At 68.0% G+C, this 20,581-nt stretch carries 20 protein-coding genes; 14 read left to right on the top strand and 6 right to left on the bottom strand.

Going from position 1 to position 20,581, the window contains the following annotated elements:
* Positions 1-3 precede the first annotated feature (3 nt).
* From ACX80H_RS11580 to ACX80H_RS11570, 3 genes are read left to right on the top strand one after another with little or no spacing between them, the layout of a single operon-like run.
* Entirely contained in the window at positions 4-945 is a 942-nt protein-coding gene (locus tag ACX80H_RS11580; protein WP_459313507.1) for an ABC transporter ATP-binding protein, read from the top strand.
* Between the two features lie 43 nt (positions 946-988).
* The gene (locus tag ACX80H_RS11575) at positions 989-1,807 is read left to right on the top strand and encodes an ABC transporter permease (RefSeq protein ID WP_459313832.1); all 819 of its coding nucleotides are present in this window, start codon (positions 989-991) and stop codon (positions 1,805-1,807) included.
* On the top strand, positions 1,804-2,637 hold the full coding sequence (locus ACX80H_RS11570) for an ABC transporter permease (RefSeq protein ID WP_459313506.1): 834 nt from the start codon (positions 1,804-1,806) through the stop codon (positions 2,635-2,637). Before ACX80H_RS11575 ends, ACX80H_RS11570 begins: the two co-directional genes overlap by 4 nt.
* Positions 2,638-2,640: 3 nt before the next feature.
* Here the strand turns inward: ACX80H_RS11570 and ACX80H_RS11565 are convergent, their stop codons facing one another.
* Together ACX80H_RS11565 and ACX80H_RS11560 are read right to left on the bottom strand one after the other, a co-directional pair.
* Positions 2,641-3,363, bottom strand: coding sequence for a class F sortase (locus ACX80H_RS11565; RefSeq protein ID WP_459313505.1), 723 nt, complete (start codon positions 3,361-3,363; stop codon positions 2,641-2,643).
* A 10-nt stretch (positions 3,364-3,373) separates the two neighbouring features.
* Positions 3,374-4,150, bottom strand: a complete 777-nt coding sequence (locus ACX80H_RS11560) for a hypothetical protein (RefSeq protein ID WP_459313504.1) — start codon at positions 4,148-4,150, stop codon at positions 3,374-3,376.
* Positions 4,151-4,319: 169 nt separating this feature from the next.
* Here ACX80H_RS11560 and ACX80H_RS11555 point away from each other — a divergent pair, with 169 nt between their 5' ends.
* The 5 genes from ACX80H_RS11555 to ACX80H_RS11535 all read left to right on the top strand — a co-directional run bounded on the left by ACX80H_RS11555 (position 4,320) and on the right by ACX80H_RS11535 (position 8,406).
* Positions 4,320-4,805 (top strand): hypothetical protein, encoded by a 486-nt coding sequence (locus ACX80H_RS11555; protein ID WP_459313503.1) that lies wholly within the window; start codon positions 4,320-4,322, stop codon positions 4,803-4,805.
* 43 nt (positions 4,806-4,848) lie between these two features.
* Complete coding sequence (locus ACX80H_RS11550) at positions 4,849-5,682, top strand: exodeoxyribonuclease III (protein WP_459313502.1); 834 nt, start codon at positions 4,849-4,851, stop codon at positions 5,680-5,682.
* A gap of 17 nt (positions 5,683-5,699) precedes the next feature.
* Positions 5,700-6,740, top strand: coding sequence for a tryptophan--tRNA ligase (trpS, locus tag ACX80H_RS11545; RefSeq protein WP_459313501.1), 1,041 nt, complete (start codon positions 5,700-5,702; stop codon positions 6,738-6,740).
* 75 nt (positions 6,741-6,815) lie between these two features.
* Entirely contained in the window at positions 6,816-7,343 is a 528-nt protein-coding gene (locus ACX80H_RS11540) for a 2'-5' RNA ligase family protein (protein WP_459313500.1), read from the top strand.
* Positions 7,303-8,406 (top strand): YihY/virulence factor BrkB family protein, encoded by a 1,104-nt coding sequence (locus ACX80H_RS11535; RefSeq protein WP_459313499.1) that lies wholly within the window; start codon positions 7,303-7,305, stop codon positions 8,404-8,406. The genes ACX80H_RS11540 and ACX80H_RS11535 overlap by 41 nt, the downstream gene beginning before the upstream one ends.
* 128 nt (positions 8,407-8,534) lie before the next feature.
* Here the strand turns inward: ACX80H_RS11535 and ACX80H_RS11530 are convergent, their stop codons facing one another.
* From ACX80H_RS11530 to sdhC, 4 genes are all read right to left on the bottom strand, one after another.
* Positions 8,535-9,320, bottom strand: a complete 786-nt coding sequence (locus ACX80H_RS11530) for a succinate dehydrogenase iron-sulfur subunit (RefSeq protein WP_459313498.1) — start codon at positions 9,318-9,320, stop codon at positions 8,535-8,537.
* Positions 9,320-11,098: a succinate dehydrogenase flavoprotein subunit gene (gene sdhA / locus ACX80H_RS11525; protein ID WP_459313497.1), complete on the bottom strand. Its 1,779-nt coding sequence runs from the start codon at positions 11,096-11,098 to the stop codon at positions 9,320-9,322. The genes ACX80H_RS11530 and sdhA overlap by 1 nt, the downstream gene beginning before the upstream one ends.
* 87 nt (positions 11,099-11,185) lie before the next feature.
* The gene (locus ACX80H_RS11520; protein ID WP_459313496.1) at positions 11,186-11,653 is read right to left on the bottom strand and encodes a succinate dehydrogenase hydrophobic membrane anchor subunit; all 468 of its coding nucleotides are present in this window, start codon (positions 11,651-11,653) and stop codon (positions 11,186-11,188) included.
* A gap of 4 nt (positions 11,654-11,657) precedes the next feature.
* Positions 11,658-12,041: a succinate dehydrogenase, cytochrome b556 subunit gene (gene sdhC, locus ACX80H_RS11515; protein ID WP_459313495.1), complete on the bottom strand. Its 384-nt coding sequence runs from the start codon at positions 12,039-12,041 to the stop codon at positions 11,658-11,660.
* A 381-nt stretch (positions 12,042-12,422) separates the two neighbouring features.
* Here sdhC and ACX80H_RS11510 point away from each other — a divergent pair, with 381 nt between their 5' ends.
* From ACX80H_RS11510 to ACX80H_RS11485, 6 genes are all read left to right on the top strand, one after another.
* A complete protein-coding gene (locus ACX80H_RS11510; protein WP_459313494.1) occupies positions 12,423-13,562 on the top strand; it encodes a mannose-1-phosphate guanylyltransferase in 1,140 nt (379 codons plus the stop codon).
* A gap of 75 nt (positions 13,563-13,637) precedes the next feature.
* Positions 13,638-14,843 (top strand): amidohydrolase, encoded by a 1,206-nt coding sequence (locus tag ACX80H_RS11505; RefSeq protein ID WP_459313493.1) that lies wholly within the window; start codon positions 13,638-13,640, stop codon positions 14,841-14,843.
* A 260-nt stretch (positions 14,844-15,103) separates the two neighbouring features.
* Positions 15,104-16,216 carry a BMP family lipoprotein gene (locus tag ACX80H_RS11500; RefSeq protein ID WP_459313492.1) on the top strand — a complete coding sequence of 371 codons (1,113 nt, stop codon included), beginning with the start codon at positions 15,104-15,106 and terminating at the stop codon, positions 16,214-16,216.
* Between the two features lie 150 nt (positions 16,217-16,366).
* Positions 16,367-17,911, top strand: coding sequence for an ABC transporter ATP-binding protein (locus ACX80H_RS11495; RefSeq protein WP_459313491.1), 1,545 nt, complete (start codon positions 16,367-16,369; stop codon positions 17,909-17,911).
* On the top strand, positions 17,908-19,296 hold the full coding sequence (locus tag ACX80H_RS11490) for an ABC transporter permease (protein ID WP_459313490.1): 1,389 nt from the start codon (positions 17,908-17,910) through the stop codon (positions 19,294-19,296). Before ACX80H_RS11495 ends, ACX80H_RS11490 begins: the two co-directional genes overlap by 4 nt.
* Complete coding sequence (locus tag ACX80H_RS11485; RefSeq protein WP_459313489.1) at positions 19,293-20,576, top strand: ABC transporter permease; 1,284 nt, start codon at positions 19,293-19,295, stop codon at positions 20,574-20,576. Before ACX80H_RS11490 ends, ACX80H_RS11485 begins: the two co-directional genes overlap by 4 nt.
* Positions 20,577-20,581: the final 5 nt, after the last annotated feature.

Below are 20,581 nucleotides of genomic sequence, written 5' to 3'. Positions count from 1 at the left end.
CGGGTGTCGACACTTCCCGCCGGACCGCCGGTGATCTCCGCCCGGCAGCTGAGCAAGCACTACGGTGATTTCCGGGCTGTCGACGGAATCTCCTTCGAGGTGCCGGCGGGTGAGTCCTTCGGACTCCTGGGCCCGAACGGCGCCGGCAAGTCGACGACCATGCGCATGATCGGTGGCGTCTCGCAGCGCACCTCCGGAGAGCTCACCATCATGGGCCTCGACCCGGAGCAGCACGGCCCCGAGGTGCGTGCGCACCTCGGTGTCGTTCCGCAGCAGGACAACCTCGACGAGGAGCTCCGGGTGCGGGACAACCTCCTCGTCTACGGGCGCTACTTCGGCCTGCCGATGAGCTATTTGAAGCCCAAGGCCGATGAGCTGCTCGAGTTCGCGCAGCTCACGGATAAGGCGGCGGCGAAGGTGGATGCGCTCTCGGGCGGCATGAAGCGGCGCCTGACCATCGCGCGCTCGCTCATCAACGAGCCGAAGATCCTGCTGCTCGACGAGCCCACCACCGGGCTCGATCCGCAGGCCCGCCACATCCTGTGGGACCGCCTGTTCCGCCTCAAGGAATCGGGCGTGACGCTCATCCTCACGACGCACTACATGGACGAGGCGGAGCAGCTCTGCGACCGCCTCGTCGTCGTCGACAAGGGCCGGATCATGGCCGAGGGGTCGCCGGCCCAGCTCATCCGCGAACACTCGACACGCGAGGTGCTCGAGCTCCGCTTCGGATCCGAGCGCAACACCACCGTCGCGGCCGAGCTGCAGGGTATCGGGGAGCGCCTCGAACCGCTGCCCGACCGCGTCCTGATCTACGCGCACGACGGTGAGGCTGCACTGGAAGAGGTCAACTCCCGCGGGCTCCGGCCGGTCACGTCCCTCGTGCGGCGGTCATCCCTCGAGGACGTCTTCCTGCGCCTGACCGGACGGAGCCTCGTTGACTGACGATCCCGGCACCCCGGTGCAGGAGTCCGCCCCGCCGTACCGCATGTCCGCCCACCGGCCCGAGGTGTCCGCACGGCGCGCCCGGAGGTTCGGCTCCTGGTACTACGCCGAGCACGTCCTGCGCTCCATGAACAGCTACCGCTGGACGCTGCTCGCCTCCAGCGTCGGCACTCCGGTCATGTACCTCTTCGCCATGGGGGTGGGCCTCGCCACGCTCGTCGACCGGAACTCCGCCGATGCCTTCGGCGGCGTCAGCTACCTCGCGTTCATCGCCCCGGCCCTGCTGGCATCGGCGACCATCATGACCGCCGCGACCGAGTTCACCTACCCCGTGATGGACGGCTTCAAGTGGCGGCGGGTCTACTACGGCCCCCATGCCTCGCCGCTGGGCACCGACCAGATCGTCCACGGGCACATCCTCGCCATCACCGTGCGGCTGACGGCCACCACCCTGATCTACTTCCTCATCGTCGCGGCATTCGGCGCATCCCCGTCGCCCACCGGCGTGGTCGCGGTCCCGGTGGCCGTGCTCAGCGGACTCGCCTTCGGCCTCCCGCTGATGGCCTATTCGGCCGGCATCGAGGAGGACAGGGGGCAGTTCGCGCTCGTGATGCGCTTTCTCGTGACGCCCCTGTTCCTCTTCTCGGGGACCTTCTTCCCGCTCGATACCCTTCCGCTGTTCCTGCGCTGGATCGGCTGGATCTCACCGCTGTGGCACGGGACCGAACTCGGCCGCGCGCTGACCTACGGGCACGACGTCCCGCCGGTGCTCGCCGTCGTCCACGTGCTGTTCCTGGTGGTCCTCGCCGTCGTCGGCCTGCGCAGGGCCCGCACCGTCTACGCGAGGAGGCTGGGCCGATGAGCGCGCAGCTGACCGCGAAGGACTACGCACTCAGCGGATCGAAGCGCCCGATGGCCGCGCTGTACTCGCGCAACGCGAAGGCCGTCATAGCGCGCGGACTCCTCGCCACCCGCAGCAGCAACTGGCTGATCATGGTGTCCGGGTTCTTCGAACCGGTCCTCTATCTCCTCTCCATGGGAGTGGGACTCGGTGCGCTGGTCGGCACGGTCACGGGACCGAACGGCGAGGAGATCAGCTACGCGGCCTATATCGCTCCCGCACTGCTCGCCGTGTCGGCCATGAACGGCGCCGTGTACGACAGCACGTGGAACGTGTTCTTCAAGATGAACTTCGCGAAGCTGTACCAGGGCATGCTCTACACCTCGCTCGGCCCGTTGGACGTCGCCATCGGGGAGATCTTCCTGGCACTGCTGCGCGGCGCCCTGTACGCCACGGGCTTCACGGCGGTGATGGCGCTGATGGGGCTCATCACCACCCCGGTGGCCCTGCTCGTTATCCCGGCGTCGGTGGTGATCGCGTTCGGCTTCGCGTCCTTCGGCATGGGGATCACGAGCTTCATGAAGACGTTCCAGCAGATGGAGTGGGTCAACTTCGTGCTGCTGCCGATGTTCCTGTTCTCCGCCACCTTCTACCCCCTCAGCGTCTATCCGCAGGGCATCCAGTGGTTCATCCAGGCACTGCCCCTGTGGCACGGGGTCGAGCTGCTGCGCCAGATCAGCATCGCCTCGTTCACGCCGGCTGCCGCCCTCCACCTCAGCTATTTCCTGGTGATGATCGCTGTAGGGATGCTGCTGACGACCCTGCGCTTGCGGAAGCTGTTCCTCAGGTAGGCCTCAGGGCACCAGGGTCGCGTAGACCACGTAGTTGTCGTCGAACAGCCCCGTGTCCGGGTTGTAGCCGTCGCAGGTGATGAGGCGCAGTTCCGATCCGGGCGTGTTCCCGTACACCCTCAGGGTGGGGAACCCGTCTTTCCGGTAGGCCTCGCCGCGCTGGAACTCGAACACCGCCGTCGTGCCGTCCTCGCGGGTCACATTCATGCGGTCGCCGGCCTTGAGGGCGCGGAGGTCGGCGAAGACGCCCTTGCCGCCGTCGGTGGCATTGACATGGCCGAGCATCACGGCCGGTCCGCGGTCACCCGGGGTGGGGGACTGGTTGAACCAGCTAGCGGGTGCGCCGGGGTCGTCCGGCGGGACCTCGAGGCTCCGGTTCTCGCGCAGGCCCAGGCTGATCAGGTCGGTGCGTACGCCGATCGATGGAATCTCCAGCGTGACCGGTGCCGATGCGGGAAGCACTGCCGGCTGTGCCGGGGCCGCGGGAGTGGAGGGGGTTGCGGCGGACGCCGACGGCGCAGCCGTGGTCGGGGCTGCGGCGGCGGCAGAAGAGGATGGGGCCGCGGTGGCAGAAGAAGTCGGGGCCGCGGCCGAGGTACTGGCGCCGGCAGCGGCCGACGAGTCCGGCGTCGCCGACGGGGATGCCCCGCAGCCGGCAAGGAGGAAAAGGGCGGCCACCGCCGGAGCCGTGAGGCCCCAGCGGTGGCCGGTTACTTCACTGATCATGGGATCAGTATTATGCGTTGGTTGCGCGGCGGCGCACTGCGTAGGTTCCACCGGCTGCAGCTGCCAGGACGAGGCCGCCGCCGAGGGCGACCATGCCTGCCGTGTTGGAGCCGGTCTCCATGGCGACACCGGTGTCGGCTCCGCCGGACGGCATGGCGCCCATCTGCGTCGCGACGAGGGTGCCACACAGTGCGGGCGAGGTCGCGCCGAGGGGCAGGTCGGGAGCGATCTCCGACGGGCCGGCGAAGACTTCCTCGGAGACACCGGCGGTGGCGGGATCCAGGCCGTGTACGACGACGACGGCGGTGCCGGCTTCGAGGGAGGCCTTGGTAGCGGCATCCAGGGTGATTTCACGCTGGATGGAGTAGGTTCCGCCCTGGCCGCCGAGCTGGAGGTTCAGGCCCTCGGCAGGGGTCGTCGCACCGGAGGTGGTGAGCGTGGTCTGGATATCGCCGTAACCCGGAACACCCTCGGCGACGTTGATGATGCCGTCGCCATTGGCGTCATCGGCGGGGGTCGGGCAGACACCCTTGGCGCCGCCGTGGATGTGCTGGACGTGCGGGTACGGAGCGTCCATGAAGGTCTGGGCGAGGCCCGACACCTGGAGGTTGACCATGGCCTTGTCGCCCGTGACGTCGACGGTGATCGTGCCGGTACCGGTGGTGCCGTTGAGCTGGCCCAGGGTGGATGAGTAGGAGCCGTCGGCTGCCATGGCGGGGGAGCCGGCGAGGGCGACGGCGCTGATGGCGAGGGCCGGTACTGCGAGGAAACGCATCTTCTTGTTCATTGGAAACTCCTCCATTGTGCGAATGATGCGCCGTGTGGGGCGCGTGACAGTACTTCGGGGTGAGCCCTGTCACGGATGGGAGAAGATGGAAGGAATTTTTGAGAAGCCTGGAAGTTCGCCCGCGGTGGAAGGAACGGAGGTAGTCCGGGTCATACGGGAGAATGGTCGGATGCAGTCATTAGGAAGTAACGGGCGGCCGGCGGGCCGGGGTCTGAGCATGCGCATGGGCAGCGCCGGGATGGCCATCATGCTCGTCGTGTTCCTGGTCGCCGTCGTCTTCGCGGCGAACCAGAACGACGTCGTCGGCTGGCTGGTGGTGATCATCTCCCTCGGCTGGCTCCTGGTCTTCAGCTTCGTGGTCTTCAGCCTCCGCTCGGCGGCCCGGAAGGCCGCCGCACGTCTTCAGGGCAGCGGGTTCGGCGGGCCGGGTCCGTCCTCCACCGCGCCCGTCGCCGCCGACCGCGCCCGGGACATGAAGCTCGACCACAGCTTCAAGATCGTTCAGGTGCAGGTCGGCGTGGTCCGGGAGTACCTCGGCAAGGACGAGGGCATGGTGGAGCGCGCACTCGAGACCATCGAGATCACCTCGCACAACGCCCGCTCGATGATGAAGGGCTCGACGGAAGGCCCCGTCGAGGGCACCGTCGTCGACTGACGCGCCCGCGCCCGGGATGAATCGGAAAACCCTCCGGGGTAAGGTGGATCGAGTGAGTCCGGCATCGAATCCTCCGCAGAAATCGCTGCGCATCGCGTCCGTCAACGTCAACGGAATCCGCGCCGCCTACAAGCGCGGCATGCAGGAATGGCTGGACGGTCGGGACGTCGACATCCTTTGCCTGCAGGAGGTCCGGGCGCCCGATGCCGTCGTCCGCAGCCTGCTGGGCAATGGCTGGCACATCCTGCACACCGAGGCGGAAGCGAAGGGCCGGGCGGGTGTGGCGATCGCCTCCCGCCAGGAGCCCGCGGCGACGCGCACGACCATCGGTGACAGCTACTTCGATACGGCCGGCCGCTGGGTGGAAGCCGACTTCACCGTGGACGGCTCGACCCTGACGGTTGTGAGTGCGTACGTCCATTCGGGCGACGTCGGCACCCCGAAGCAGGACGACAAGTACCGCTTCCTCGACGCCATGATCACGCGGCTGCCGCAGCTCCGGGACGGCGCAGACCACGCCGTCGTGGTGGGCGACCTGAACGTCGGCCACACCCAGCTCGATATCCGGAACTGGAAGGGCAACGTCACGAACGCCGGCTTCCTGCCCGAGGAGCGGGCGTATTTCGACCGGTTCTTCTCCGATGAGTGCGGCTTCCTGGACGTGGCCCGCCTCCTCGCCGGCGACATCGACGGCCCCTACACCTGGTGGTCCTGGCGGGGCAAGGCGTTCGACAACGACACCGGCTGGCGCATCGACTACCAGATGGCCACGCAGGCCCTCGCGAAGAGTGCGGTGACCGCCGACGTCGACAGGGCGCCGAGCTGGGACACGCGGTTCTCGGACCATGCGCCGCTCGTCGTCGACTACCAGATCTAGAGTGCAGGACAGCTTCCATGACAATTCCCCCGACTCCGGGCTCGAACCGGCGCCAGCGCATCCTCTCCGGGATGCAGCCGTCCGCCGGTTCCCTGCACCTCGGCAACTACCTCGGCGCCCTGGTGCACTGGGTACGCCTGCAGGACACGTACGACGCCGTCTTCTTCATCCCGGACCTGCACGCGATCACCGTGCCCCAGGACCCGCAGGAACTGGCCCACCGCACGCGGATCACGGCCGCCCAGTACATCGCGGGCGGCGTCGACCCCGACAGGGCGACCCTCTTCGTGCAGTCCCACGTCCCGGAGCACGCCCAGCTCGCGTGGGTGCTCAACTGCCTCACCGGCTTCGGCGAAGCATCGCGCATGACCCAGTTCAAGGACAAGGCGACGAAGCAGGGCGCGGACGCCGCCAGCGTGGGCCTCTTCACCTACCCGGTCCTCCAGGCCGCGGACATCCTCCTCTACCAGCCCGACGGCGTCCCCGTCGGCGAGGACCAGCGGCAGCACGTCGAACTGAGCCGTGACCTGGCCCAGCGCTTCAACTCGCGTTTCGGCGAGACCTTCGTGGTGCCGAAACCCTTCATCCAGAAGGAGTCCGCCAAGATCTACGACCTGCAGAACCCGACGGCGAAGATGTCGAAATCCGCCTCGTCGGCTGCCGGGCTGATCAACCTGCTCGATGACCCCAAGGTCACGGCCAAGCGCATCAAGTCCGCGGTCACCGACGCCGGCACGGAGATCCGCTTCGACACGGCGGAGAAGCCGGGCATCTCGAACCTGCTGGTGATCTACTCGGCCCTGTCCGGCAAGGGCATCGCCGAACTCGAGGCGGACTACGCGGGCCGCATGTACGGGCACCTGAAGGTGGATCTCGCCGACGTCGTCGTGGAGGCCCTCACGCCGGTCCGGAACCGCGCGGAGGAACTGCTGTCCGACCCCGCCGAGCTCGACCGCCTGCTGGCGAAGGGCGCCGCGAAGGCGCGCGAGCTGGCGGCTCCCACCCTCGCCGACGTCTATGCCCGCGTGGGTTTCCTCCCTGCCGCGGGAGCCCGCTGACCCATGTGTGCACCCACCGGTCAGACCAGCGGAGCGGCACCAGCGCCGTCCCGTTCCGGCCTGAGCGGAAGCTGCGTGGGGATCACCATACCCATACCGGAACCCCTCGCCAGCGATCTGGAGGCGTGGAGGGCGTCCTTCGGTGACCCCCTGGCGGCGGTCGTCCCGCCCCACATCACCCTCATCACGACGACGCCGGCGTCGGACTGGGACGCGGCCCTCGACCATGTGCGGGCCGTCGCCCGGCAGCAACGGCCCTTCGAGGTGCGCCTGCGCAGCACCGGGTCCTTCCGCCCGGTGTCACCGGTGGTGTTCCTGAACCTCGTCGAGGGCTTCGACGAGTGCGTCGACCTGCACGCGAAGCTCCAGCGGGGCCCCCTCGAACGTGACCTGGATTTCCCCTTCCATCCGCACGTCACCGTGGCGCACGATGTCTCCGAGGCCGGAATGGACGCGGCGGTCGAAGAGCTCCACACGTTCGAGGCCTCGTTCGAGGTGCGGTCCATGGGCCTGTACGAGCACGTGCCGTCGGGGCTCTGGAAGCTGAGGGAGGAGCTGCACTTTGGCCAGATCGCTGACGGCTCCGAAGCCGCCGCAGGTTGAGCAGCCGTCCCCGGCCAGCCTGCCCGACCTCCGCCGCAAGGTCATCGACGCGCAGGTGCGGTTGGGCCGCCTGACCCGATCCGGGGCCAGCGGCACGAAGCTCCTGCTCGCGCGCCTCGAGCTGGCCCTGTGCCGGTTCTACACGCTGCGACCCGTGCGGGTGTTCCTGCTCTACGTCGAGCGGCGCGGCCCTCTGATGGCGGCGGGGCTGGCCTACCGCCTGTTCTTCGCTATCGCGGCGCTGCTCGTCGTCGCATTCGCCGGTCTCGGCATCGTCCTCGCCGGCGATGACGATCTGCGCGAGCTCTCGGTGGGCGCACTCGACCGAGGGGTGCCCGGCTTGATCGACACGGCGGACGGTGAGGGAGGGCTGGTGACGTCCGACCGTCTCTTCGAAGCCACCAGCGGCCTGGGCCGGGCGATCGTAGTCTCCTCTGCGGTCATGCTCGTGACCGCCCTCGCCTGGATCGGCGGGGTCCGGCAGGCGATGCGCGGCATCTTCGCGCTGCAGCCCGTAGCGGTCCATCCAGTGGTCCTCTGGGTGAAGGATCTCGGAACCCTCGCGCTGCTCGGAGTCATCATGATCGTGACCACGGGACTCGGAGTGATCGCCACCAATACCCTCGGCGCACTCCTCTCGGTCCTCCATTTGACCGCCATGAGTCAGATCCTGACGCAGGGAGCAGGTTTCGCCGTCATGATCCTGCTCGACATCCTCGTGGCCGTGGTCCTGTTCCACTCTGCCTCAGCCATCGAGATGCCGCGCTCCGTCCTGCTGCAGGGGGCGGTCATCGCAGGACTGGGAACCACCCTGCTGCGCACCTTCTCGGCCCAGATCCTCGGCAGCTTCAGCAACAATCCGCTCCTGCTGTCCTTCGCCGTGATCCTCGCTCTGTTCATCTGGTTCTTCCTGCTCAGCCAGATCTACCTGCTGGCAACGGCCTGGTGCGCCATCGGGTCCGCGGACGCCGCCGGGCGGGCCGAGCGCGACCATGAGGCGAAAGGCGGCACCCTGCGCCAGCGGCGCCGCCGGAAGCCCGGCACCGGCAACCCTCCCACCTGACCTGCCCGTGCTGCGGATCACTCGTGGCGACGACGTGCAGGCGTGCCAGGAACAGCAAGGGCGGTCCGTCGTACGACGGACCGCCCTTGCAAGGCCGGACGCTGGTCCGGCGAGGTGTTTCCTGCCGATCAGACCTTGCGGGTCAGGATGGCCTGCTTGACCTCGGAGATGGCCTTGGTGACCTGGATGCCTCGCGGGCAGGCCTCCGAGCAGTTGAAGGTGGTCCGGCAGCGCCAGACGCCTTCCTTGTCATTGAGGATCTCGAGGCGCATGTCACCGGCATCGTCGCGCGAGTCGAAGATGAAGCGGTGCGCGTTCACGATCGCGGCGGGTCCGAAGTACTGGCCGTCGGTCCAGAACACGGGGCAGGAGGACGTGCACGCGGCGCACAGGATGCACTTGGTGGTGTCGTCGTAGCGGTCGCGCTCCTCCGAGGACTGCAGGCGCTCCTTCGCGGGCTCGTGGCCCTTGCTGATCAGGAACGGCATGATCTCGCGGTAGGACTGGAAGAACGGCTCCATGTCCACGATCAGGTCCTTCTCCACCGGCAGGCCCTTGATGGGCTCCACGAGGATGGGCTTGGACGTGTCGAGATCCTTCAGCAGCGTCTTGCAGGCCAGGCGGTTGCGGCCGTTGATGCGCATGGCATCGGAGCCGCACACACCGTGGGCGCAGGACCGGCGGAAGGAGACCGAGCCGTCATGCTCCCACTTGACCTTGTGCAGGGCGTCCAGCACGCGGTCCGTGCCGTACATGGTCAGCTGCCACTCGTCCCAGTGGGCCTCGTCCGAGACCTCCGGGTTGTAGCGCCGTACCTTGAGGGTGACGTCGAAGGTGGGGATCTCCCCCCCGGCTACGTCCTTGCTGAGCTCGACCTTGGAGGCCGGCTCCTTCTCCATCGTTTCGGTGCTCATCAGTACTTACGCTCCATGGGCTGGTATCGGGTGAAGATAACCGGTTTGGTCTCAAGGCGGACGCCGCTCGTCAGGGTGGCGCTCGGGTCCTTGTAGGCCATGGAATGGGTCATGAAATTCTCGTCGTCCCGATCAGGATAGTCCTCGCGGAAGTGCCCCCCACGGGATTCCTTACGGTGCAGGGCCGCCGCGGTCATGACCTTTGCCATGTCGAGGAGGAATCCGAGTTCGACGGCCTCGAGCAGGTCGAGGTTGAATCGCTTGCCCTTGTCCTGGACGGTGATGCGGGTGTACCGCTCCTCCAGCGTATCGATCACGCGCAGCGCCTCGAGCAGTGTCTGCTCGGTGCGGAACACCTGGACATTCGCGTCCATGACGTCCTGGAGCTCCTTGCGGATCTGCGCGACGCGCTCTCCGCCTTCCGAGCTGCGTGCCCGGTTGAGGAGCAGTTCGGTCTCGGCCGCGGGGTTCTCGGGGATCTCGACGAAGTCGGCCGTCAGGGCGTACTGCGCGGCGGCGATGCCGGCGCGCTTGCCGAAGACGTTGATGTCGAGGAGCGAGTTGGTGCCCAGGCGGTTCGATCCGTGCACGGAGACGCACGCGACCTCGCCTGCAGCGTACAGCCCGGGGACGACGGTGTCGTTGTCCGCCAGGACCTCGGCCTTGATGTTGGTCGGGATGCCGCCCATGGCGTAGTGCGCCGTCGGGAAGACGGGGACGGGCTCCGTGTAGGGCTCCACACCGAGGTAGGTGCGGGCGAACTCGGTGATGTCCGGGAGCTTCGCGTCGATGTGCGCGGGCTCGAGGTGCGTCAGGTCGAGGAGGACGTAGTCCTTGTTCGGCCCGGCGCCACGGCCCTCCCGCACCTCGTTCGCCATGGAACGCGCCACGATGTCACGCGGTGCGAGGTCCTTGATAGTGGGGGCGTAGCGCTCCATGAAGCGCTCTCCCTCCGAGTTCCGGAGGATCGCGCCTTCGCCGCGCGCCGCCTCGGACAGCAGGATGCCCAGGCCGGCGAGGCCGGTCGGGTGGAACTGGAAGAACTCCATGTCCTCGAGGGGGATGCCGCGGCGGAAGGCGATGCCCATGCCGTCGCCCGTCAGCGTGTGGGCGTTCGAGGTCGTCTTGTAGACCTTGCCGACACCGCCCGAGGCGAACACGACGGACTTCGCCTGGAAAATGTGCAGTTCACCCGAGGCGAGGTCGTAGGAGACGACGCCGGCCACGCGCTTCTGGATGCGGGTCACGCCGTCGACGGTGACTTCCTGGTCCACCATCAGCAGGTCGAGCACGTAGTACTCGTTGTAGAACTCCACGTTGTGCTTGACGCAGTTTTGGTACAGCGTCTGCAGGATCATGTGGCCGGTGCGGTCCGCTGCGTAGCAGGACCGGCGGACAGGTGCCTTGCCGTGGTCGCGGGTGTGGCCGCCGAAGCGCCGCTGGTCGATGCGCCCCTCAGGGGTGCGGTTGAACGGCAGGCCCATCCGCTCGAGGTCGAGGACCGCCTCGATGGCCTCCTTGGCCATGACCTCGGCGGCGTCCTGGTCGACGAGGTAGTCACCACCCTTGACGGTGTCGAAGGTGTGCCACTCCCAGTTGTCCTCTTCGACGTTGGCGAGTGCAGCGCACATGCCACCCTGAGCCGCGCCCGTGTGCGAACGGGTGGGGTAGAGCTTCGTCAGGACGGCGGTGTGGGCACGCTGCCCTGACTCGATGGCTGCGCGCATTCCTGCGCCACCGGCGCCGACGATGACGACGTCGTACTTGTGGACCTGCATGCTGGTCGCTCTTTCTGTTGAAACCGGTCGTGCATGAAGGGGCCCCGCGGGGCCGGTCATGCGGGAACTGCCGAAGTCCGGCAGGGCTTACGGTGCGGGGCAGTAATCCGCCACGTGCGCGACTCCGTCGATGACGGGGCACGGATCGAAGGTGAAGATCACGAGGGTGCCGAGGACCACGATGACGACGGTCGCCGCGTAGAGGACTCCCTTGAGCCACATGCGCGTGCTGTTCTTGTCGGCGTAGTCGTTGATGATCACGCGGACGCCGTTGGTGCCGTGGAGCATGGACAGCCACAGCAGTACCAGGTCCCAGACCTGCCAGACCGGATTGGCCCACTTGCCGGCGACGAAGCCGAAGTCCACCCCGCTGATGCCGTCCCCGGCGACGAGGTTCACGTACAGGTGGACGGTGATCATCACCAGGAGGATGGCACCCGAGAGGCGCATGAACAGCCACGCGACCATCTCGAAGTTGCCGCGCGATCCCGGCGTGCGCGAGTAGCCCGGGGTGACACGACCGGAACGGGGGCTGTCGATGGTTGGGGTAGCCATGGTGTTAACCTCCGAAGACGTGCGAGAGATGGCGGATCGAGAAGGCGATCATGACGACAGCCCAGAGGCCTACGACGCCCCAGAGCATCTGGCGGTGGTACTTGGGGCCGTCCTTCCAGAAGTCCACAAGGATCAGGCGGATCCCGTTGAAGGCGTGGAACATGATGGCGGCGACGAGCCCGAGTTCCCCGAGACCCATGATCGGGTTCTTGTACGACGCGATGACGGCGTCGTAGGCTTCGGGCGAAACGCGGACGAGGGACGTGTCCAGGACGTGCACGAGGAGGAAGAAGAAAATCACTACCCCGGTGATGCGGTGGGCCACCCAGGACCATTGGCCTTCCCGGCCACGGTAGAGGGTGCCTGCTGGTGTCAGTGTCTTCGGCATTGAAATTACCTCCCTGCATCGCATGGGCGTTAGCGCGTTATACGCAGGGATTACGCCGGTGCGACAGCACTCTTCCGATAAGAATAATCTAGGCCGGTGACACTTCCGGTTCAATTTAGGGGCGCCTCACATGTGACCTCCGACACCCCGCCCCCACCAGGCTCGATGCCCCTGTCGGTACCCGCGTCGATTCCCGCGACTACCCGCCTCGACACTCGCGGATGTCCCTGATTCCGGGCCGGAACGGGCCGCAGGCCGGGGAAATCCGGGAGGCGCACTACCTGCGGCAGCAGGGGAGCGCCGGGGCAGGACGCCGGTCCGGGCGGATCCGGGGCGTGCGGGGCATGCCGTCTCCTACCGCTCGTCGGTTACCGTGGTGCGATGAGTACCGAGAGGGCGGCTGCCCGGACCCCTGACAACGTGCTGGACCGTTTCCATGCCGTCATCCCCGCCGGAGGCACGGGCACGCGCCTCTGGCCCCTCTCGCGCGCGGCCGCGCCGAAGTTCCTGCACGACCTCACCGGTTCGGGCAGTACCCTGATCCGTGCGACCTACGAACGCCTCCGTCCGCTGTGCGACGGCCGCATCATGGTCGTCACCGGCATCGTGCACAGGCGCGCCGTCCTCGCGCAGCTTCCCGAGATCGAGGACCTGAACCTGGTGCTCGAGGCCGAGCCGAAGGATTCCGGGGCCGCGATCGGACTCGCCGCCGCGATTCTGCACCAGCGGGACCCGAGCATCATCATGGGGTCCTTCGCCGCGGACCACGTGATCGCGCCGGTCGAGGTGTTCCAGGACGTGGTGCGCGAGGCCATCCACACGGCCGCGCAGGGCTACATCGTGACCATCGGCATCAAGCCGACGCACGCCTCCACGGGATTCGGCTACATCCGTGCGGGCGAGTCCCTCGCGGTCTACGGGGCGCCCAGCGCCCGCGCCGTCGTCGAGTTCGTGGAGAAGCCCTCGCAGGAGGTCGCCGACAGTTACCTCCAGGGCGGCAGCTACTCGTGGAACGCCGGGATGTTCGTCGCCCCGGTCGACCTGATGCTGAAGCACCTGTCCATCAATGAGCCCGAGCTCTACGGCGGCCTCACGGAGATCGCGGAGGCCTGGGACACCCCCCACCGCGTCGAGGTCGCCCGCCGCGTCTGGCCCACCCTGCCCAAGATCGCCATCGACTACGCCGTCGCGGAACCCGCTGCGGCGTCCGGCGACGTCGCGATGATCCCCGGCGACTTCAGCTGGGACGACGTCGGGGACTTCGCCGCCATCGGCCGCCTGAACCCGGCGGAGGAGAACAACGAACTCAAGGTGATGGGGGAGGGCGCCCGCGTGTTTTCCGAGAACGCCTCCGGCATCGTCGTCTCCGACACCAAGCGGGTCATCGCACTGATCGGCATCGACGACGTCGTCATCGTCGACACCCCGGACGCACTGCTCGTCACGACCAAGGAGCACGCCCAGGAAGTCAAGAAGGCCGTGGAACGGCTGCGCGCCAGCGGCGACACCGACGTCCTCTAGCGCGCATCGCCAGCACAATGACGTGTCGGAGAAGCGGTGGAAAGGCGACGGGCCCGCGGTCGGTACGCTGAGGGAGTGGAAACGTCCAGCAACCAGAGTCCGCCGGTCTCCCGTATCGGGGTGGCCCTCGCGCCGCTGCTCGGCGAGCTGACCGGGATCCGGCGCGAGATCCACCGGCACCCGGAACTGTCCTACAAGGAACACCGCACCACGGACCTGATCGTCGACAGGCTCGAGCGTGCAGGCCTCGCCCCCAAGCGCCTCGAGGGTACCGGTGCGTTCGTGGACATCGGCCAAGGGCCCCTCCGGATCGGCCTGCGCGCCGACATCGACGCCCTGCCCATCATCGAGGAGACGGGGCTTCCCTACGCGTCGGAGTCGACGGGCATCACCCACGCGTGCGGACACGACATCCACACGACCGTCATGCTCGGCGTCGCGCTCGTGCTCGCGGACCTGAACGCCGACCTGACGCTTCCCGGAACGGTGCGGATCATCTTCCAGCCCGCCGAGGAGATGATGCCGGGCGGCGCCATCGACGTCATCGCGCAGGGGGTCCTGACCGGCATCCCGAGGATCCTGGCGCTGCACTGCGATCCGAGGATCGACGTCGGGCTGGTCGGCACGCGCATCGGAGCCATCACCTCGGCATCGGACACCATCCGGGTCGAGCTCAGCGGACGTGGTGGCCATACCTCGCGCCCGCACCTGACCGAGGACCTCGTGTTCGCGCTCGCCTCCATCGCCGTGAACGTCCCGGCCGTCCTCTCACGCCGTATCGACGTCCGCAGCGCGGTGTCCGTGGTGTGGGGGCAGATCCATTCCGGCTCCGCGCCCAACGCCATCCCCGCCCATGGCTTCATGTCGGGGACACTCCGCTGCCTGGACGGGGAGGCCTGGGAATCGGCGGGTGAGATGCTCGACCGCGCCGTGCGCGAGGTCGCGGCCCCCTTCGGCGTCGACGTGAAGCTGGAGCACATCCGGGGGGTGCCGCCGGTGGTGAACCAGGAAGCCGAGACGGGACTCCTCGAGGCGGCCGCACGCGCCGAACTCGGGTCGGAGGCCGTGGTCCTGACCCCGCAGTCGATGGGCGGCGAGGACTTCGCCTGGATGACGCAGGAGGTGCCCGGCGCCATGATGCGGCTCGGGACGCGCACGCCCGGCGGGGAGACGTACGACCTCCACCGCGGCGACTACGCGCCGGACGAGCGCGCCATCGAGAGCGGGATCCGCGTGATGGCAGCCGCCGCACTGCAGGCCCTGCTCGGCCGCCACCACTGAGCCCGCCCGCCCGCTGCCAAAGGGTGGTGCGGCGCAGGGAGGGTGCGCCCGAGGATAACGGAATCCGAACGATCGGGCCGGGCCGGACCTCCGTGTAGTGCTCCCCGTCACCTAACCTCTAGGATGTTCGCATACGTGCTGCACCGACGGTGTCGCGGCGCCACGGTCTTCCAGTGAAAACAGAGCCGCGGGTCCCTCTGACCCGTGGCGGACACTCACTGGCATTCGTCCCCGTGGCGCATTTCTCTCCTGGAGGCATTTTGAAGAACTCACTGCGCAAATTTTCGCGCGGAACAGGCCTGTCCGCCGCCGTTCTCGGCGTATCGGCTCTCGTCCTCTCCGGCTGCGGTGCGCCGCCGGCCGAGGATTCGGCCGGAAGTGGCGCGAGCGCCGAGGCGAACAGCGACTACCTGGGCTGCATCGTCTCCGACTCCGGTGGATTCGACGACCGCTCGTTCAACCAGTCCAGCTACGAGGGCCTGAAGAAGGCCGAGGCGGACCTCGGCATCAAGATCAACCAGGCCGAGTCGCAGGCCGAGACCGACTTCGGCCCGAACGTCGACACGATGGTCAAGGGCGGCTGCAACATGACGATCACCGTCGGCTTCCTGCTCGCCGACACCACGAAGGCCGCCGCGGAAGCGAACACGGAGGCCAAGTTCGCGATCGTCGACGACAACTCGATCGACCTGCCGAACGTCAAGCCGATCATCTACGACACGGCCCAGGCCGCGTTCCTCGCCGGCTACGCAGCGGCGGCCACCAGCGAGACCGGCAAGGTGGCCACCTACGGCGGCATCAACATCCCGACCGTCACCATCTTCATGGACGGCTTCGCCGAGGGCGTCGCCTACTTCAACGAGGAGACCGGCGGCGACGTCCAGCTCCTCGGCTGGGACAAGGAGAGCCAGAACGGCACCTTCGTCGGCAACTTCGAGGACGCAGCCGCCGGCAAGACCAACACCCAGAACTTCATCAACGAGGGCGCCGACATCATCATGCCGGTCGCCGGCCCGGTCGGGTCCGGAACGCTCGACGCCGTCATCGAGGCGAATGCCGGGGGCAAGGACGTCAAGGCGATCTGGGTCGACTCCGACGGATACGAGACCGCCGGCAAGGGTGAGGAGTTCATCCTCACCTCCGTCATGAAGCTCATGGGCGACGCCGTGGAGGACGTCATCAGCACCGACGTCGAGGGAACCTTCGACAACACCCCGTACGTCGGCACCCTGGAGAACGGCGGCGTCGCACTGGCTCCGTTCCACGACCAGGAGGCCAACGTCCCCGCCGACCTGCAGAGCACGCTCGACGAGCTGAAGGAACAGATCATCGCCGGCGAGATCGCGGTCGAGTCCGCGGCCAGCCCCAAGTAGGCGCGGCAGCACCACCGAACCGCCTTCCTCCCGCGGATCCCCGCGGGAGGAAGGCGGTTCGCGTTCGTTCCGGGTGCGTGCCCCGAAGCCGCAGCCGGTATCCTTTCGGGGGACTTCCACCGAAGACAACAGAACAGAACAGGCTGGGTTGTGAAACTCGAACTGATCGGCATCACGAAGCGCTTCGGATCGCTCGTTGCCAACGACTCCATCGACCTCGTCGTCGAACCGGGACAGGTCCACAGCCTGCTCGGTGAGAACGGGGCAGGCAAGTCCACCCTCATGAACGTGCTGTACGGACTGTACGACCCCACCGAGGGTGAGATCCGCGTCAACGACAAGCCCGTGACCTTCCGGGGCCCGGGGGACGCGATGGCCGCCGGGATCGGCATGGTGCACCAGCACTTCATGCTCGTGCCGGTCTTCACCGTCGCGGAGAACGTCGCCCTCGGCAATGAAGCCACGAAGGCGGGCGGCATGCTGAACCTGCAGGAGACCCGCACCCGCATCCGCCGCATCTCGAACCAGTACGGGTTCGACGTCGACCCCGACGCCGTGGTCGAGGACCTCCCGGTCGGTGTGCAGCAGCGCGTCGAGATCATCAAGGCCCTCGTGCGCGACGCCGAGGTGCTGATCCTCGACGAGCCGACGGCCGTGCTGACGCCCAAGGAGACCGACGAACTGCTCGGGATCATGGAGCAGCTCACGGCGGACGGCAAGTCCATCGTCTTCATCTCGCACAAGCTGCGCGAGGTCAAGGCCGTCTCCGACGTCATCACCGTGATCCGCCGCGGCAAGGTCGTAGGGACCGCCGATCCCGGCGCTTCCACCACCGAACTCGCGTCCCTCATGGTGGGGCGCTCGGTCAGCCTCACGCTCGACAAGAAGCCCGCGACGCCCGGTGAGGTCACCTTTCGGGTCCGCGACCTCACAGTGCAGGCGGACAACGGCCAGCGCGTGGTCGACGGCCTGAGTTTCGACGTCGCGGAAGGCGAGATCCTCGCCATCGCCGGCGTGCAGGGCAACGGGCAGACCGAACTCACCGAAGCCATCATGGGACTGCAGGACCACGTGACCGGATCGATCACCCTGGGCGGGAACGAGCTGGTCGGCCGCAAGGTCAAGGACGTCATCCGCGCCGGTGTCGGGTTCGTCCCCGAGGACCGCAGCGTCGAGGGCCTCGTCGGCACGTTCTCCGTGGCCGAGAACCTCATCCTGAACCGCTACGACAACGCCCCCTTCGCCCGGGGCCTCTCGATGTCCCCGGCGGCCATCGGGAAGAACGCCGACGAGAAGATCGCCGAGTACGACGTGCGCACGCAGTCGGCCTCCGCAGCCGCCGGCACACTGTCGGGCGGCAACCAGCAGAAGGTCGTCATGGCCCGCGAGTTCTCGCGGCCGCTCAAGCTGTTCATCGCGTCGCAGCCCACGCGCGGCGTCGATGTCGGCTCCATCGAATTCCTGCACCGCCGCATCGTCGCCGAGCGCGACGGCGGAACGCCGGTCATCATCGTCTCCACGGAACTCGACGAGGTCCTGGAACTGGCCGACCGCATCGCAGTGCTCTACCGCGGGCGCCTCATGGGCATCGTGCCCGGCACGGTCTCCCGTGATGTCCTCGGCCTCATGATGGCCGGCATGCCCGCCGACGAAGCGCTGGCGCAGGCCCACGACGTTCAAGGAGGAAACCTGTGACCCCGCAGGACGACCGGCCGGGACCCCCGGCTCCCGACGGCGCAGCTCCGCTGACCCGTCGGCAGGCGAAGGACGCCGCGCGCCAGGACGAGGTACGCCTCGAGAACGCGGTGGAGACAGCCGGAGGGGAGCTCCCGCCGCCCGCCGTTCCGGCCCCTGCCGCCGCCGGCCCCGCGCCGGAATCGACGCTCCTGCAGCGCATCATGACGGGGAACGCGCTCGTCGCCTTCCTGTCCGTGGTGCTGTCCCTGATCCTCGGCGGACTGCTCATCGCCCTGACCGACCCGAACGTGGCGCGGGCGTCGTCGTACTTCTTCGGCCGCCCCCAGGACACGCTCGGTGCTGCGTGGACGGCGGCGTCGGGCGCGTACATCGCGCTCTTCCAGGGCTCCGTCTTCAACATCCGCGGGGACTCCTTCTCGCAGATGATCTACCCCCTGACGCAGACCCTGACCGTCGCGACCCCGCTCATCTGCGCGGGGCTCGGCGTGGCACTGGCCTTCCGTGCGGGCCTGTTCAACATCGGTGCGCAGGGTCAGATCCTGATCGGTGCCACCTTCGCCGGCTGGGTCGGCTTCACGCTGCACCTCCCGGCCGGCATCCACCTGCTGCTCGTGATCCTCGCGGGCATGGTGGGCGGTGCCGTGTGGGCCGGACTCGTAGGACTCCTCAAGGCCCGCACCGGCGCCCACGAGGTCATCCTCACGATCATGTTCAACTACATCGCGACGAACCTGGTGCTGTACTTCCTGAGCACCCCGGCGTTCCAGCGCCCGGGTTCCACGAACCCGATCAGCCCCCAGCTCGACGCGACGGCCCTGTATCCGCCGCTGTTGGGGTCCGGCTTCCGCCTGCACTGGGGCTTCGTCGTCGCCGTCCTGGCCACCGTCCTCGTGTGGTGGCTGCTGAACCGCTCGACGGTGGGCTTCGAACTCCGGGCCGTCGGCGCCAACGCCAGTGCGGCCCGCACCGCGGGCGTGAACGTCAGCAAGGGCTACATCCTCGCCATGGCCATCGCCGGGGCGCTCGCCGGACTCGCCGGGGTCGCCCAGGTGTCGGGCACCGAGAAGGTCCTCACCTCGGGCGTTGCCGCGAGCTTCGGCTTCGACGCCATCACGGTCGCGCTCCTCGGGCGTTCCTCGCCCTGGGGCACGTTCGCGGCAGGCGTCCTGTTCGGCGCGTTCCGCGCCGGGGGCGTCGCCATGCAGGCCTCCACGGGCACGAGCATCGACATCGTCCTCGTGGTCCAGTCGCTCATCGTCCTCTTCATCGCAGCGCCACCGCTCGTCCGCGCGCTGTTCCGCCTGCCGGCGCCCGGAGCCCCGCGCGCCGGCAAGGGCGGCACCACGACCCGCACGCCAGCCTCGACCGGAGCAGCAGCATGAGCACAGCAACCACCGCGCCCGCCCGCGGCACCGGCGACGCCACCGTGCGGAGCTGGAAGACCCCGATCATCCTCTCCGTAGTCGCCCTCTTCGCACTCCTCGTGTTCGCGCTCGGCGCACCGGGCAACGACGTCACCTTCCGGCTGTCCGAGGAGAACGATCCGGTCGTCCTGCCGTCGATCGTGGTGTCCGCGCCGCTGATCGGGTGGCTCGCGGCGCTCGCCATGACCGCCCTCGCCGTCCTCGCGATCCTGCGCACCCGCGCCCGGCGGAAGGTCCCCACCTGGGTGCCGGCCGTCTTCGCGATCCTGTTCCTCATCGCGTTCCTGACCTGGGTCGTGGGCAGCGCCCGCACTCCGAACGTCGCCCTCTACGGGCTGCTCGCGGGCTCCGTCACGCTGGCGGTGCCGCTGATCTTCGGTTCGCTCTCGGGCGTCCTCTGTGAGCGGTCCGGCGTCGTCAACATCGCCATCGAGGGCCAGCTCCTCTTCGGCGCCTTCGCCGCGGCCGTCGCGGCGTCGCTGTCCGGCAGCGCCTTCGTCGGCCTGCTCGCCGCCGCCGTCGCGGGTGTCCTGGTGTCGCTCGTCCTCGCCGTCTTCAGCATCCGCTACGTCGTGAACCAGGTGATCGTCGGCGTCGTGCTCAACGTGCTGGTCTCCGGCCTCACGGGCTTCCTGTTCTCCGCCGTCCTCAGCGAGGACGCCGAGCGCTGGAACTCGCCGCCACGCCTGCCCGTGATCGAGATCCCGCTCCTCGCGGACATCCCGGTGATCGGCCCGATCCTCTTCCAGCAGACCATCGTGGGCTACCTCATGTACATCGCGGTCGCCGTCATCTACGTGGCCCTGTACCACTCGCGCTGGGGGCTGCGGACCCGTGCGGTCGGCGAGCACCCGAAGGCCGCGGACACCCTCGGCGTGAACGTCAACCGGATGCGCTTCCTGAACGTGCTCCTCGCCGGAGTCGTGGCGGGCGTCGGGGGATCCTTCTTCACGCTCGTGGCCGTCTCCGGCTTCGGCCGGGACATGACGGCGGGCCAGGGCTACATCGCGCTGGCGGCACTCATCTTCGGCCGCTGGAATCCCATCGGGGCGTTCTTCGCGGCACTGCTGTTCGGCTTCGCGACGAACCTCTCGAACGTGCTGAGCCTCCTCGGGACGCCGGTGCCGGACCAGTTCCTGCGCATGCTGCCCTACGTGGTGACGGTCTTCGCGGTCGCCGGCCTCGTGGGCAGGTCGAGGGCGCCGGGAGCCAGCGGCATCCCGTACATCAAGGGTTAGGACCA

This window comes from Arthrobacter pasteuri (genome assembly GCF_054510955.1).
The sequence above is the reverse complement of the archived record's forward strand: the minus strand, read 5'-3'. Positions and strand labels throughout refer to the sequence as shown.